This is a genomic window from Mesorhizobium sp. BH1-1-5, from assembly GCF_020165615.1.
GTDB lineage: Bacteria > Pseudomonadota > Alphaproteobacteria > Rhizobiales > Rhizobiaceae > Mesorhizobium.
In genome coordinates this window covers 283950-296946 of sequence record NZ_JAIUIM010000007.1, presented here as the reverse complement: position 1 = coordinate 296946, position 12997 = coordinate 283950, and the positions used below count along the sequence as shown (strand labels likewise).

Genomic DNA, 12997 nt, shown 5'->3' with positions numbered 1-12997 from the left:
GTGGGGACTCGACCGGGCTTTCCCCTAAGCACGTCGCGCGAGCACGACGTAGCTAATCGCTTTGGCGCCTTAGCGGACGCTGGCTACGGCGGCGTCGCGGCCGTCGTTGATGGTGACCCAAACGCCCGAATTCTCGGTCGATTGACGCTTGAGGTAGGTGTAGACCGTGTCGTTCCAGGCGAGCACTTTCGGCTCGAGGTTGTCGAGGATGAACTCGCCGAGGCTGGTGCGCACCGTCAACACCGCATGGCCGTCGCCGTTCGGCTGACGCACCACCGTCATCAGCAGGTCGCCGGCGGGGACACCGACGGCCATCAGCTCGCGGCGCTTCTCCAGTCCGTAGTCCTCGCAGTCGCCATAGCCGTTGTCCGGATAGGCCCAGTATTCCTCGACGCCGTAGTTCTCCATGTCCGTGCGCGGCTTGACGCGGACGTTGACCGAATTGTTGACGTTGACGATCGTCGCCCAAAGCTTGCGCGTCAGCTCGACCGGCGGACCCTTCGGCGTCCGCTCGTTGCATTCGGCCGGGATGCGCTGACAGAAATCATAGTGACCGACCGGCTGGGTGGTGCGGCCACCCGTATGCATGAAAGCTGGTCCTGCGCTTGCCGTGCCCCACGCGGAAAGCTGCATCGCCATTGCCAAGAGCAACAGCTTGCCCCTCGTCTTTTTCATTGTTGTAGTCTCCCCGTTTGAGGAGACTGTGCCACGTTGGGATTTATTTGACGCAAAAACCCGAAGTAGATATTGAGTAAAACGCCAGTAGAATAAACATAAAATTTGAACTATCGCGATCTTGGATTGCTCAGATTTGTGAAGTTCCAACGGCTCCGGCGGCCTGCGTCCGGGCCAAAACCGGGCAACAAAAAACCGGCCGCCGAGGGCCGGTTTGCTTCACTTGCGGCGTGCCCCGTGTCAGGAGCGCGATGCGTTGAATTCCTGGTCGAGCGTTTCGGGCCGCTGGATGACAGCGAACTCGATGGCGACGCCGTCCTCGAAATGGCGCACCACCTGGCCGCGCATCGTGCCTAGCGTGACCTGGACGCCGATCGCCGGCTTGACGTCGATCTCGATTGCAGCGCCCGACAGCGACAGGTCGATGATGCGGCACTGATACTGGCGCCCGTCGGTGAGCTGCAGGACGCTCATCGGGTTGCGCGGCGCCACGCGCTCGTGGCGGCGATCCTCGGGCAGGTCGAGCTCATGCTTGTTGGCAAGCCAGGTGAGCTGCGCGGCAAGCTTGTCCTTCTTGCGATCCGAGGCGATGACGGTCATGGCGAAACCGTCCTGCGAAGTGCGCGTCACGATGCCTTCGACACGACCGATATGGTCGATATAGGCGATGACCTTTTCGCCCGGCATGCCGATGCGCTCGGTACGCAACGCAACGTTGCCGGGCGACATATCGATCACCTGGCATGGATGCTCGGTGCGGTCTTCAAGCATGAAGCGCCCGTAAATCTTGACGCGGACACGCTGAAAGTTGCGCCGTTCAGCTCGTGACGGCGCATATTCTACCGCCGCTGACCTCATGACTGCCTACACCCCGTTGGCATTCCGCGCGACGATGCGAGGAATTTCCCCCAAAAACTACAGCAAAGCAGGTTAACAAACGGGAAAAATCGGCCGCGAATGCCAACGCTTGGAGGTCGATTCCGCCGGAAAAATTAACCGTGAGCGAGACAAGAAACACTCGCGGTCGGGTTCATTCGTGACGACCGCCATCGAGGACGACGAGATGGCGGATGCGGCGCACGCGGCCGAGCGCCGAAATGGTCTCCGGAGGATCGAATTCGGCTGGAACGAGCGAAGGAACGTCGATCGCCGGCCGGTTCTTCAGGAACATCGGTTCCTTCTCGGGATCTATCACCCGGATCGTGTCGATAAGCGCGTCGGCGAGCGGGTCGGCGCCCAGCCAGAATGGCTTGTCGGTGGTGGCGATGATGCCGAGGCAGCGCTGGTTCTCGGCGCCGCCGTCCAACGGCAGCGCCAGGAGTTCGAATTTGTTGGAACGGCCGTTGCGGCTGAACCCCTCGAAGGTCATGAGCAGGACCGATTTCTGCTCGAAAACGCCCTGCATGAGCCGCGACACCAGCCGCTGGTCCTTCTCACGCCAGAGCGAGGGAAAGGAGAAGCCCTTGAGCTCCCGGCCGTAATAGGCGCAGAGCCTTGTGCCGGCCAGCCGGAACACGGCTTCGCCGCGCGTGTCGCGCTCGAGGATGAAGGTGTCGGCCAGAAGCAACTTGATGTCCGCCGGCTCCACCTCCGATCGCTTCGGGGCGAGGCGACCATCACGCAGCTGGTTCCAATATTGGAACAGTGCGATCGATCCTTTTTCTTTCATGACCATTCCGCTCCGCACAATCTGTCTTTTGATGTCCCATCGGCGAACAGACAGGGCGCCCTCCGATGACCTTCATGCGGTGCGGAGCAGGATGCGTGCCAGTATCGTTAACGTTTGTTCACGCCTCGGGGCTGTTAAGGTTAACAAGTGGTTTACGTTGCGCGCCGCCGGGGCCCGTGGCACACCAAAACCACTCCAAAACGGTCGTCTCAGCAGCGATCGGCAGCACTTCAGTCACGAGTTTATGGGGAGCAGGGGACTCGACCGGCCGTTCAGGGAAATCCTGGACGGCCTTCTTTTTGATTCGTTCCTGCTCTGATTCGTCCCGTTTCCATGCAGGCGCTGTGGCGATTAGCCGTTTGTGATTCGAAATGGCGTGATCTACATGCTCGCCGAAACCCAAAGTCCGAGACCCGCAAAGAGCGCATGAGCGAGCCTGTAAGCCCGACTGAAAACGAACCGCTGCCGGATGAGGCTCCAGAGCCGCGGCGTCGCGAACCCGTGTTCAACTTGCCGCCTGTGGTGCTCGCCGTGATCGGCATATGCGCGGCCGTCTATCTGCTGCAGCAATACGGTCTGAACGAAACGCAGCAAATGACGCTGCTCTACGACGGTGCCTTCATTCCGGTGCTGTACACCGGCCAATACGGCTTCGACTGGTTCCTGTTCACACGGCCGTTCACCTATGCGTTCATGCATGGGGGCGTTGCCCATATTGCCATCAACATGATCTGGCTCGCAGCCTTCGGCTCCCCGCTCGCCAATCGTCTTGGCACGCTGCGTTTCGCTGTATTCTACGCCGTGACCGGGCTGGCCTCGGTTGTCCTGTTCTGGGCGCTGCATCCCTATGGCGAGGCGCCGCTCGTCGGTGCATCGGGTGCGATTTCCGGCATGATGGGCGCCGCGGCGCGCTATGGGTTCAGTATCGACCGCTCGTCGGGCAAGGCGGCTTTCGCCGGCGAGCCCTTGTCGATCGGCATCGTCCTGCGCTCGCGCGGAGTCATGACTTTTCTCGGTGTCTGGATGGTCATCAATCTGGCCACCGGCCTGCTTGGCTTCGCGCCGGGGATCGACGGCCAGATCGCCTGGGAAGCCCATATCGGTGGCTTCATCGCCGGCTTTTTCGGACTGCGTTTCTTCGACCGCCCGACGGCTGCCGCCTAAAGCAATTCCAGGAAAAGTGTGAGCAGTTTTCCGTCCGGAATTGCGTAGAAACAAAGAGATAGTGCGGTTCGCCGTTTCCGTGAAACGGTGAAACGCACTAGTCCTTAGGCGCACTTGAAATGCAACCAATCACGGCGCACCATGTTGGGGCTGAAAGCCGGTCGGGGCGGGGGCCGGTGTCAACGGCAGTGGAGGACGCCATGACGGTTAAGGCAATTCTTGAAAGCAAGGGCCATGACGTGTTCACGCTCGGGCCCAATGAGAAACTCAGCGAGGCCATTCGCATGCTGGCCGAGCACAGGATCGGCGCGCTCGTCATCACCAATGGCGATCGCAAGATCGTCGGCATTCTCTCGGAACGCGATATCGTCAGGGTGGTGGCCAAGGAGGGCGCCGCCGCTCTCGACGTCGCCGTGCGCTCGGCAATGACCCCGAAGGTCAAGATCTGCAACGAAAACCACACGGTCAACGAGGTCATGGAGATCATGACGCGTGGCCGCTTCCGCCATCTGCCGGTGGAAAAGGCCGGCCTGCTCGACGGCATCGTTTCGATCGGCGACGTGGTCAAGCGCCGCATCGAAGATGTCGAGCGCGAAGCCGAAGAGATGAAGGCCTACATCGCCACAGCCTGAGCAGGCAGGGCGAGGAAACCGCCGGCTGTTTCCAGCCGGCGGCATGTGGCGCGTTCTATCGGTTGTCGAGCTCGGCGCGGACGAGTTGGAGCCCGCGCCGGGTGATGCGGTAAGGCCCGCCATCCGCCGATGAGACGGCCTTCTTCCGCCTCAGTTTTCGAAAGAGCTCCAGGTCGAAGCCCGGATAGCGCCAGCCGTCGCGGGTCAGGCACCGGACCGCGGCGATCTTCCTGCTCTCGTTCTTTTCGATTTCGATACGCCCGCCCTGCGCGAGCAGGTGCAGGATGCGCTGTTCGTTGCGCGATATGTCCATTGGAGAATTTCCCAGGAAAAACAACAAAAGCCGCCGCCGCGAGACATCGCGGCACGGGGTTTTCAGGTTTTTCTGCCCTGCCTCGGCTAGGAGGTCAGGGCTTCACCGGGACTGAGCGTAAGTGGACATCCACTCTCCATTGGGATGGGCGTCCTGTAGGCGAAAGCGGCGAAGAAGGCCAGTGCGCGGCTTTGCGCTTGTCTCGCAAGGCGGTTTGGACTAGCGAAGCGGTACGATTTATACCCTTTCGAGGCGCAGATATTCTGCGCACTCATTCTGGAACTTACGGCAGATCATGAGCATCATCGACACCCGCACCCCCGACGCGAAACGTCTGATCCCCGGCGCCACCGGCGACTGGGAGATCATCATCGGGCTCGAAGTGCATGCGCAAGTGATCTCGGAAGCCAAGCTCTTCTCCGGCGCCTCGACCTCGTTCGGCGCCGCGCCCAACGCCAATGTCAGCCTGGTCGACGCGGCGATGCCCGGCATGCTGCCGGTCATCAACGAGGAATGCGTCAAGCAGGCGATCCGCACCGGGCTGGGCCTCAAGGCCGCGATCAACCACAAGTCGGTCTTCGACCGGAAGAATTATTTCTATCCGGACCTGCCGCAGGGCTATCAGATATCGCAGTTCAAGCAGCCGATCGTCGGCGAGGGCAAGGTGATCGTCTCCGTCGGTCCCGACCGCCAGGGCGAGTTCGAGGATATCGAGGTCGGCATCGAGCGCCTGCATCTGGAACAGGATGCCGGCAAGTCGATGCATGACCAGCACCCGACCATGTCCTATGTCGATCTCAACCGGTCCGGCGTGGCGTTGATGGAGATCGTCTCCAAGCCCGACATCCGCTCGGCCGACGAGGCCAAGGCGTATGTGACGAAGCTGCGCTCGATCATGCGCTATCTCGGCACCTGCGACGGCAACATGGACGAAGGCTCGCTGCGCGCCGACGTCAACGTCTCGGTACGCCGTCCGGGCGGCGAGTTCGGCACGCGCTGCGAGATCAAGAACATGAACTCGATCCGCTTCATCGGCCAGGCCATCGAATACGAGGCGCGCCGGCAGATCGCCATCCTGGAAGACGGCGGCAAGATCGATCAGGAGACCCGCCTGTTCGACGCCGTCAAAGGTGAAACGCGCTCGATGCGCTCCAAGGAAGAAGCGCATGACTATCGCTACTTCCCGGATCCCGACCTTTTGCCGCTGGAGTTCGACCAGGCCTATGTCGACGCGCTCGCCAAGGGCCTGCCGGAGCTGCCCGATGACAAGAAGGCGCGGCTGGTCAATGTGCTCGGCCTCTCGGCCTACGACGCCTCGGTGCTGGTTTCGGAAAAGCCGATCGCTGATTATTTCGAGAAGGTGGCAGCTGGGCGCGACGGCAAGCTCGCCGCCAATTGGGTCATCAACGATCTGCTGGGCCAATTGAACAAAGCCGGCAAGGATATTGAAAATGCTCCGGTTTCGCCCGAGCAGATCGGCGCTGTTCTCGACCTTATCAAGGAAGGCACCATTTCCGGCAAGATCGCCAAGGACCTGTTCGAGATCGTCTGGAACGAGGGCGGCGATCCGCGCCAGCTCGTCGAGAGCCGCGGCATGAAGCAGGTCACCGACACAGGCGCCATCGAGAAGGCCGTCGACGAGGTGATCGCCGCCAACCCGGACAAGGCCGAGCAGGCGCGCGCCAAGCCGACCATGGCCGGCTGGTTCGTCGGCCAAGTGATGAAGGCGACCGGCGGCAAGGCCAACCCGCAGGCGGTCAACGATCTCGTCAAGGCCAAGCTCGGCATCGAATAACGGTGTTTGTCCGCACCGCGAGCGACCGTGATATTGCCGCTATCCGGGCGCTGCTGGCCGAGACCTGGCATGCGACCTACGACGCCATCTATGGCGCCGAGCGGATCGATCGAACCATCGCGCTTTGGTGTTCGCCGGAAAAGCTGAAAGCGCGCATCGAGCGCCCGGACGCAGAGTTCCTCGTCGCCGACGATGGCAAGCGCATCGGCGGCGTCGCCTATGCCGAAAGCGCAGACCAGGGCGCCGTGGTCGATCTGGAGCAGCTTCATGTCGCGCCGGACCTGCAGGGTCGGGGGATCGGCGGCATGTTGCTTGACGAAGTAATGGAGAGCTTCCCCGAAGCCCGCGCCGTGCGCGTCGAGGTGGCGGAAGCAAACAGTCGCGCCGTCGCTTTCTACACGGCGAACGGTTTCGTCCAGGTCGGCCGCGCCGACAATGACGGGCCTGCGCAGTCAGGCATCGCGTCGCTGCTGCTCGAGCGGCCGCTGATCGCCTGATCGCTCGACGCCGCCGCAAGCGCTTCACGTTGTTGCGAGCGGTGCGCCCCACGCCACCCTTTCATTTGACGGCCTGAAGCCCGGCGGCAATGCTGCGACAGCCGACGCGCCTGCGACAAGCCCGGTCGACCGGCGGCACGGTGATGAGGGGGGTTGCCATGCCGAGCCTGCCGGAATTGATGCCGACCGAAGTGTCGGATGAGACGTTTGGCGGCGTGACCTATCACGTTGCCGGAGAACTGGTGCCCGTGCTGTCGGTCGATGTGACCAACATGCCGGTCTATTTCGAGCACCACATCCTGCTCTGGAAGAACACCACCATCGCCATCGGCCTGAAGTCGCTGAAGGGCGCGCTGAAGCGCATGATCGCCGGCATGCAGATATTCGTCACCGAGGCGTCCGGGCCGGGCGTCATCGCGTTCAGCCGCGACGGACCGGGCCATATCGTGCCGATCCATCTCCGGCGCGGCGAGGAGATTCAGGTGCGCGAGCACCAGTTCCTGGCCGCGACCGCCAGTGTCGACTACACCTTCGAGCGGGTGCGCGGGCTGGGAACGATGCTGTTCGGCCAGAGTGGCTTCTTCATCGACCGCTTCCGCGGCGAGACGGGCGACGGCATCGTCTGGCTGCACGGCTACGGCAATGTCTTCGAGAAGGTGCTGGCGCCCGGTGAAACCATTGACGTCGAGCCGGGCGGTTGGCTGTTCAAGGACGCTTCGGTGAAGATGGATACGAGGATCGACCGGCTTTCCAGCGGCTTCTTCGGCGCCGCCATGAATTTCGTCGTCAATCGCTTCACCGGGCCGGGCCGAGTCGGCATCCAGTCGATGTATCTCCATATGCCGTCGGAAGAGTAACGCGATCAGGTGGAGCGCAGCGGCGGCGACAACTCGCGGATCAAAAGCTGGAGTTCGCGCTGGTCGCCAGCGCCGGTCTTATCGAAGATGGTGGCCAGTTGCGACTTGACCGTCCCATCCGAGACGCCGCCGGCCGCGGCGATCTCGCGGCGCGTCAGGCCGGCCGCGACATGACCGGCAACGCGCTTTTCCGCGGCGGTCAATCCAAACAGCGCTGCGATCGTCTCGATCGCCGGCATCGGCGATGCGCCCGCCGGCGCGATGAAGATCGCGGCGGCGGCGCGCTGCGAGATACGGGCCGAGATTTCCCGCCGTGCCAGCGGCATGACATGAGCGACCGCTGGGGCAACTGAGGGCACGGCGGCCTAGACAATGGGGATGTTGATGCCGGCCGGGCCAAGCGCGAATTCGTCGCGCATGCCCAGCTGCACGGCGCAGCCGATCGCGGCATTGGCCGCCGCATAGGCGAAGGAGAGCTGACCGCGCACACACGAAACGGAGCCGCTGTCGGCGAGCAGCGCCTCGGCGGCGGGATTGGCAAAGATGACCTGCATGTCGTCGGCGACGATCAGCACCGGATGGTCGAGGCTTTCGAGGATCGACCGGAAGATTTCCGCCTTGCGTCGTTCCGCCTCGAAAAGGTCGCCGATGGTGACCGCGCGGCGCACATGCGGCGCGAGCTGGGACATCAGCTCCAGATCCTCGCCGGTGATCTGGCGCCGGTCCTTGTCCGTCACCACCATCAAGGTTCCGATGCGGCTTGGCTGCTTCATCAGGGCGACCCACAAGAAATCGTCCAGCCGGTTCGGCTCGACCCATTCGCGCACGATGCGGCTTTCGATCCAGTTCTGCCGGGCATCGGGACCTTGCAGCGCGTAGAAGCTGTCGACCGTGAATGGCTGGTCGATCTCCATTCTGGGCACGGCGGTGAAGAACGGCACGTCCGCGCCGTAGTCGCGCTGCAATGGCTCGAGCAGGGCAGGGTCGCCGCAGGAGATCGAAAAACGCGCGGCATTCGCGGCCGTGTCGACCACCGCCAGCATCGCCAATTGACCTATGGCCACGCGGCATATGGCTTCGAGCGTCGGCCGCCAGCGATCGAGATCGGCGATCGAATCGTAGATTGCCTCGACGATCTGCGGCAGTGCGCGATTGATCGTGAGTGCTGACATGGGCCTTCTCGTGCCGCCATTGAGCTGACGCAGTGTCAGGTTCCACAATACCTTCGCGTAAGGTCGCACACAACCGTCAGGCACGCTTTGCGTCTGTGAATTGTATCACGCGGTCTTTGGCTGTGGCGCGGTTGCACCGGTGCTCCCACCGATCGGCAGGGATAGCTCAGGTGCAGGGAACTTCGACATTGTCGATCAGTCGCGTCGCGCCGAGCCAGGCTGCCGCGAGCAGACGGCCGTCGTGGTCTCGCTGCCAGGGGCCGAGCGTGACGCTCGCGCGGGCGGCGACATAGTCGACCTTCCGAAAGCCTGCTGAGACAAGCGCCTTTGCGGCATCTTCGGTGGCGGTGACCTCATCAGCGCCGGCGGAAAGTGCTGCCGCCGTGCGGCGCAGGATCAAATTGAGCTTGCGCGCGATGTCGAGCTCGGCCTCGCCCAGATAGGCGTTGCGCGACGACATGGCGAGGCCATCGGCCTCGCGCACGGTCGGTGCGCCGACGATCTCGACGGGCAGGTCGAGATCGCGGCAGAGCTGTCGGACGACGCAAAGCTGCTGGTAGTCCTTCTCGCCGAACACGGCGCAATCGGGCGCCGCCTGCAGGAAGAGCTTGGCCACCACGGTCGCGACGCCGTCGAAGAAGCTCGGCCTGAAGTCGGTTTCCAGGCCGCGGGAGGGGCCGCCGACCGAGATTTTCGTGGCGAAGCCAGAGGGGTACATTTCGCTCACGCCTGGCGTGAAAGCGAGATGCGCGCCGGCATCCCGCAGCCGGTCGAGATCGCGCGCCAGCTGGCGCGGATATTTGTCGAGGTCTTCCGTCGGCGCGAACTGCGTCGGATTGACGAAGATCGACACGACGCAACGCTCGGCCCGTTCAAGCGCGACCCTGACCAGAGAAATGTGGCCGTCATGCAGCGCGCCCATCGTCGGCACCATGGCGACCTTGAGGCCGGCCTGCCGCCAGTCCCGGACCTGCGCGCGAAGGGCGGCGACGCTGTCGACGACGATTGGAGCGTTCATGTCTTGTCCTTGCCGGAAGCCGTCGTGAAGACGTGGTCGGGGCCGGGGAAGACGCGGCTGCGCACCTCGGCGGCGTAGCGCGCCGCCGCATCGCCTATCACGCCGCGCAAGTCTGCATATTCCTTGACGAATTTCGGCACGCGGTCGACGGTCATGCCGACCATGTCGTCGACCACCAGGATCTGGCCGTCGCAGTCGGCGCTGGCGCCGATGCCGATGGTCGGTATGGAAATATGACGGGTGAGCTTCGCGGCCACGACCTCCATCGTGCCCTCGATGACGACCGAGAAGGCGCCGGCTTCTTCCACCGCTTCGGCATCGCGGAACAGGGCAGCGATGTTGTCCTGCGTCCGGCCCTTGATCTTGTAGCCGCCGTCCTTCTCGACCGATTGCGGCTGCAAGCCGATATGACCCATGACCGGTATTCCTTCGGTGACGATCGCCGCGATCCGCGAAGCCATGTTGACACCGCCTTCGAGCTTCACGGCCTGGCAGCCCGTTTCCTCGACAATGCGCTTCGCCGAGGCCACGGCCTGCACCGGGGAGGCCTCATAGCTGCCGGCCGGCATGTCGACCACGACGCAGGCCTTGGCCGAGCCGCGCATCACGGCCTGCCCGTGCGCGATCATCATCTCCATCGAGGCGCCGAGCGTGGTGGCGTGGCCATGCAGGACCATGGCGACGCTGTCGCCGACCAGCAGCAGGTCGACATGCGGGTCGAGCAGGCGTGCGACGGGGTAGGTGTAGGCGGTAAGGCAGACGATCGGCACGCCGCCCTTGCGGCCGCGAATGTCTTCGGCGCTGATCCGGCTGTCGGCGGACGGATCCCGGGTCAATCGTCACCTCCCTCAAGGCGCGTCTGAAGTGAGCGGGCCGAGCTTTAGAAAGACAAGGGGCGGTTGGCAAGCGGCGCTGTCGCAGGCGTTGGCGGTGCATCGATTTAGCGCACGAAGCATTTACGTTCAGGGCATGGCAAAACCCTTGCCTTCGCTGTGGCGTGACGCCATAAGCAGGGGAAAGGCAGGAGCCGCTGCCGCCGCGAGGATTTGGATGAAAACTTTCCTGCTGCAGTTCTTCACCTGGTGGAACAGCCAGACGCTCGGCACCCGCTTCCACACCTGGCGCTTCGGCAAGCGGGTCGGCCAGGACGAAGCCGGCAACGTCTATTATGAAGGCGGCGTCGATTCGGAAGGTCGCACGCGCCGCTGGGTCATCTATCGCGATTATTCGGAAGCTTCGAAGATCCCGCCTGGCTGGCATGGCTGGATCCACCACCGCGTCGACACCGCTCCCTCGAGTGAAGGCTACAAGCCGCGCGAATGGCAAAAGCCGCATCAGGCGAATTCGACCGGAACGCCGTCGGCCTATCGGCCGAAGGGCTCGATCCTGACCAACCAGCACCGTCCGCAGGTGACCGGCGATTACGACGCCTGGACGCCCGGATCGTAGTACCCGGTTCGCAATCTCAGGCGCTGCTTCGGTCCTTTATCGCCACAATTGGCATTTAGCTGCTTGCTGACTGCGCAGCCATGACTAGCCTTGGGCGTTGAGAGAATCACCCGGGCGCAACCACCGGTATTTTGCATGAGCTCTTTCGGCCATACTTCAAGGGCGCTGATCGCGGCGACGTCGATTCTGGCTGCTTCGACGGCAGCCTTCGCCGCCGCGCAGGCGCCGGCTCCGGCGCCTGCGGCCTCCGACCGCATCACCAATCCGGTGGCCGAGTTCGCCGGCATCGACAAGATCACCGGCCGCATCATCACCTTCGACGTCTATGTCGACGAGACCGTGCAGTTCGGCGCTTTGCAGGTGACGCCTCGCGTCTGCTATTCGCGGCCGGATACGGAGCAGCCGAAGACCGATTCCTTCGTCGAAGTGGACGAGATCACGCTCGACCGCAAGATTCGCCGCATCTTCACCGGCTGGATGTTTGCCGAAAGCCCCGGCCTCAATGCCGTCGAGCACGCCGTCTATGACGTCTGGCTGAAAGGCTGCAAGCAGAAGTCCGACGTGCCGCCGCCGACCGCGGCCAAGGCCGACACCGCCAAGCCGAAGACCCAGGCCGCCAAGCCCAAGGCTCCGGCGCAACCTGCCGACGCCGCGTCCGAACCGGCTGACGACGAGCCCTCCAACACCAACTGATCTCGGAACCTGCCCGCCCTTTGGCCGTTCAAATTCGGCAGGGCGAGGAGGATTCCGCGATGACTGTCACGAAAACGATCACCGCCAACAAGCAGGAGCTTCTCGACATCGAGAAGGGCTTTTGGTCAGGCGATTCCGCTTACTATGAAGCCAATGCCGACGTGGAGTGCCTGGTGGCGTTCCCCCAGATGGCGCAAGCGATGACCAATGCCGCTCTCGCCAAGACCGCCTCCACGCCCAACAAGTGGCGTAACCTCGACATCAAGCTGAAGGGCATGGTCGAGCCGGGCAGCGATATCGTCATGCTCACTTACGAAGCGCGGGCCACGCGGGAAAATGGCGAGCCGTATGCGGCGCTGGTCAGCACCGGCTATGTCCATCGCGCCGACGGCTGGAAGATGATGTTCCATTCGCAAACGCCGATCGAGGCGGCATCGCAAGCTCAAGGATAGAAGGCAGCCTCGCCCTTCAGCGCCTCGGCGAGCAGCTTTTCATACTGGCCGCGCGGCACGTCGACGGCGCCGAAGCGCTTCAAATGCTCAGTGGTGAACTGCGTGTCGAGCAGCGCGAAGCCGCGCGCCTTCAGTCGTTCGACGAGGTGGTAAAGGCAGGTTTTCGACGCGTCGGTCTCCCTTGCGAACATGCTTTCGCCGAAGAACACGCGCCCGAGCGAGACACCGTAGAGGCCACCGACCAGCCGGTCCTCGCGCCACGCCTCTACCGAATGGCAATGGCCCAGGCGATAGAGCTCGACATAGGCTTCGCGGATCGGTGCGTTGATCCAGGTCGAGCGGCGCTCCTCACGCTTTTCGGCGCAGCCGTCGATGGTCGCCTCGAAATCGAAGTCGTAGCGGATCTCGAACGGATGCCTGCGGATCGTCTTCTTGAGGCTGCGCGGCGTGTGGAACCCGTCCAGCGGAATGATGCCGCGCGTCTCCGGTCGCACCCAGAACACCTCCGGGTCGTTGGCGCTCTCGGCCATCGGGAAGACGCCCGAGGCGTAGGCCCGGAGCAGCAGGTCGGTCGGGATGCGATAGCCGGGCGCGTATGGGCGGGTCATCGC

Annotated in this window: 17 protein-coding genes; 8 read left to right on the top strand and 9 right to left on the bottom strand. The window is 63.2% G+C overall.

Annotation, left to right across the window (positions count from 1 at the left end; genetic code table 11):
- Positions 1-69: 69 nt before the first annotated feature.
- The 3 genes from LB572_RS12545 to LB572_RS12535 all read right to left on the bottom strand — a co-directional run bounded on the left by LB572_RS12545 (position 70) and on the right by LB572_RS12535 (position 2344).
- Positions 70-675, bottom strand: a complete 606-nt coding sequence (locus LB572_RS12545) for a transglutaminase-like cysteine peptidase (RefSeq protein ID WP_224667906.1) — start codon at positions 673-675, stop codon at positions 70-72.
- Positions 676-915: 240 nt separating this feature from the next.
- Positions 916-1533, bottom strand: a complete 618-nt coding sequence (locus tag LB572_RS12540; protein ID WP_140811402.1) for a PilZ domain-containing protein — start codon at positions 1531-1533, stop codon at positions 916-918.
- Between the two features lie 172 nt (positions 1534-1705).
- Positions 1706-2344 carry a PAS domain-containing protein gene (locus LB572_RS12535; protein WP_224667905.1) on the bottom strand — a complete coding sequence of 213 codons (639 nt, stop codon included), beginning with the start codon at positions 2342-2344 and terminating at the stop codon, positions 1706-1708.
- A 426-nt stretch (positions 2345-2770) separates the two neighbouring features.
- On the opposite strand from LB572_RS12535, the gene LB572_RS12530 reads away from it, so the two are divergent.
- Together LB572_RS12530 and LB572_RS12525 are read left to right on the top strand one after the other, a co-directional pair.
- Positions 2771-3508: a rhomboid family intramembrane serine protease gene (locus LB572_RS12530; protein ID WP_224667917.1), complete on the top strand. Its 738-nt coding sequence runs from the start codon at positions 2771-2773 to the stop codon at positions 3506-3508.
- Positions 3509-3708: 200 nt separating this feature from the next.
- Positions 3709-4140: a CBS domain-containing protein gene (locus LB572_RS12525; protein WP_140808971.1), complete on the top strand. Its 432-nt coding sequence runs from the start codon at positions 3709-3711 to the stop codon at positions 4138-4140.
- A gap of 55 nt (positions 4141-4195) precedes the next feature.
- On the opposite strand, the gene LB572_RS12520 is transcribed toward LB572_RS12525, so the two are convergent.
- Positions 4196-4453, bottom strand: a complete 258-nt coding sequence (locus LB572_RS12520) for a YjhX family toxin (RefSeq protein ID WP_224667904.1) — start codon at positions 4451-4453, stop codon at positions 4196-4198.
- A gap of 295 nt (positions 4454-4748) precedes the next feature.
- On the opposite strand from LB572_RS12520, the gene gatB reads away from it, so the two are divergent.
- From gatB to LB572_RS12505, 3 genes are all read left to right on the top strand, one after another.
- On the top strand, positions 4749-6248 hold the full coding sequence (gene gatB, locus LB572_RS12515; RefSeq protein WP_224667903.1) for an Asp-tRNA(Asn)/Glu-tRNA(Gln) amidotransferase subunit GatB: 1500 nt from the start codon (positions 4749-4751) through the stop codon (positions 6246-6248).
- Between the two features lie 2 nt (positions 6249-6250).
- A complete protein-coding gene (locus LB572_RS12510; protein WP_224667902.1) occupies positions 6251-6745 on the top strand; it encodes a GNAT family N-acetyltransferase in 495 nt (164 codons plus the stop codon).
- A 158-nt stretch (positions 6746-6903) separates the two neighbouring features.
- Positions 6904-7602 (top strand): AIM24 family protein, encoded by a 699-nt coding sequence (locus tag LB572_RS12505; protein WP_140808975.1) that lies wholly within the window; start codon positions 6904-6906, stop codon positions 7600-7602.
- Between the two features lie 5 nt (positions 7603-7607).
- On the opposite strand, the gene LB572_RS12500 is transcribed toward LB572_RS12505, so the two are convergent.
- The 4 genes from LB572_RS12500 to panB form a co-directional block, all read right to left on the bottom strand.
- Positions 7608-7928 (bottom strand): LuxR C-terminal-related transcriptional regulator, encoded by a 321-nt coding sequence (locus LB572_RS12500; RefSeq protein ID WP_224667901.1) that lies wholly within the window; start codon positions 7926-7928, stop codon positions 7608-7610.
- Positions 7929-7967: 39 nt separating this feature from the next.
- The gene (locus LB572_RS12495; RefSeq protein ID WP_224667900.1) at positions 7968-8774 is read right to left on the bottom strand and encodes a PAS domain-containing protein; all 807 of its coding nucleotides are present in this window, start codon (positions 8772-8774) and stop codon (positions 7968-7970) included.
- Positions 8775-8940: 166 nt separating this feature from the next.
- A complete protein-coding gene (gene panC, locus LB572_RS12490; RefSeq protein WP_224667899.1) occupies positions 8941-9792 on the bottom strand; it encodes a pantoate--beta-alanine ligase in 852 nt (283 codons plus the stop codon).
- A complete protein-coding gene (gene panB / locus LB572_RS12485; RefSeq protein ID WP_224667898.1) occupies positions 9789-10628 on the bottom strand; it encodes a 3-methyl-2-oxobutanoate hydroxymethyltransferase in 840 nt (279 codons plus the stop codon). Before panB ends, panC begins: the two co-directional genes overlap by 4 nt.
- 214 nt (positions 10629-10842) lie before the next feature.
- On the opposite strand from panB, the gene LB572_RS12480 reads away from it, so the two are divergent.
- The 3 genes from LB572_RS12480 to LB572_RS12470 all read left to right on the top strand — a co-directional run bounded on the left by LB572_RS12480 (position 10843) and on the right by LB572_RS12470 (position 12386).
- Positions 10843-11241: an NADH:ubiquinone oxidoreductase subunit NDUFA12 gene (locus LB572_RS12480; protein WP_224667897.1), complete on the top strand. Its 399-nt coding sequence runs from the start codon at positions 10843-10845 to the stop codon at positions 11239-11241.
- 135 nt (positions 11242-11376) lie between these two features.
- The gene (locus LB572_RS12475; RefSeq protein WP_224667896.1) at positions 11377-11934 is read left to right on the top strand and encodes a DUF2155 domain-containing protein; all 558 of its coding nucleotides are present in this window, start codon (positions 11377-11379) and stop codon (positions 11932-11934) included.
- A gap of 59 nt (positions 11935-11993) precedes the next feature.
- Positions 11994-12386 carry a hypothetical protein gene (locus LB572_RS12470; protein ID WP_224667895.1) on the top strand — a complete coding sequence of 131 codons (393 nt, stop codon included), beginning with the start codon at positions 11994-11996 and terminating at the stop codon, positions 12384-12386.
- Here the strand turns inward: LB572_RS12470 and aat are convergent.
- A complete protein-coding gene (gene aat / locus LB572_RS12465; protein WP_140808950.1) occupies positions 12377-12994 on the bottom strand; it encodes a leucyl/phenylalanyl-tRNA--protein transferase in 618 nt (205 codons plus the stop codon). The genes LB572_RS12470 and aat overlap by 10 nt on opposite strands.
- Positions 12995-12997: the final 3 nt, after the last annotated feature.

Bases quoted from the DNA above. Each gene is read 5' to 3' on its own strand.
- LB572_RS12545 (WP_224667906.1), bottom strand. From the start codon at position 675: ATGAAAAAGACGAGGGGCAAGCTGTTGCTCTTGGCAATGGCGATGCAG.
- LB572_RS12540 (WP_140811402.1), bottom strand. From the start codon at position 1,533: ATGAGGTCAGCGGCGGTAGAATATGCGCCGTCACGAGCTGAACGGCGC.
- LB572_RS12535 (WP_224667905.1), bottom strand. From the start codon at position 2,344: ATGAAAGAAAAAGGATCGATCGCACTGTTCCAATATTGGAACCAGCTG.
- LB572_RS12530 (WP_224667917.1), top strand. From the start codon at position 2,771: ATGAGCGAGCCTGTAAGCCCGACTGAAAACGAACCGCTGCCGGATGAG.
- LB572_RS12525 (WP_140808971.1), top strand. From the start codon at position 3,709: ATGACGGTTAAGGCAATTCTTGAAAGCAAGGGCCATGACGTGTTCACG.
- LB572_RS12520 (WP_224667904.1), bottom strand. From the start codon at position 4,453: ATGGACATATCGCGCAACGAACAGCGCATCCTGCACCTGCTCGCGCAG.
- gatB (WP_224667903.1), top strand. From the start codon at position 4,749: ATGAGCATCATCGACACCCGCACCCCCGACGCGAAACGTCTGATCCCC.
- LB572_RS12505 (WP_140808975.1), top strand. From the start codon at position 6,904: ATGCCGAGCCTGCCGGAATTGATGCCGACCGAAGTGTCGGATGAGACG.
- LB572_RS12500 (WP_224667901.1), bottom strand. From the start codon at position 7,928: ATGCCGCTGGCACGGCGGGAAATCTCGGCCCGTATCTCGCAGCGCGCC.
- LB572_RS12495 (WP_224667900.1), bottom strand. From the start codon at position 8,774: ATGTCAGCACTCACGATCAATCGCGCACTGCCGCAGATCGTCGAGGCA.
- panC (WP_224667899.1), bottom strand. From the start codon at position 9,792: ATGAACGCTCCAATCGTCGTCGACAGCGTCGCCGCCCTTCGCGCGCAG.
- LB572_RS12480 (WP_224667897.1), top strand. From the start codon at position 10,843: ATGAAAACTTTCCTGCTGCAGTTCTTCACCTGGTGGAACAGCCAGACG.
- LB572_RS12475 (WP_224667896.1), top strand. From the start codon at position 11,377: ATGAGCTCTTTCGGCCATACTTCAAGGGCGCTGATCGCGGCGACGTCG.
- LB572_RS12470 (WP_224667895.1), top strand. From the start codon at position 11,994: ATGACTGTCACGAAAACGATCACCGCCAACAAGCAGGAGCTTCTCGAC.
- aat (WP_140808950.1), bottom strand. From the start codon at position 12,994: ATGACCCGCCCATACGCGCCCGGCTATCGCATCCCGACCGACCTGCTG.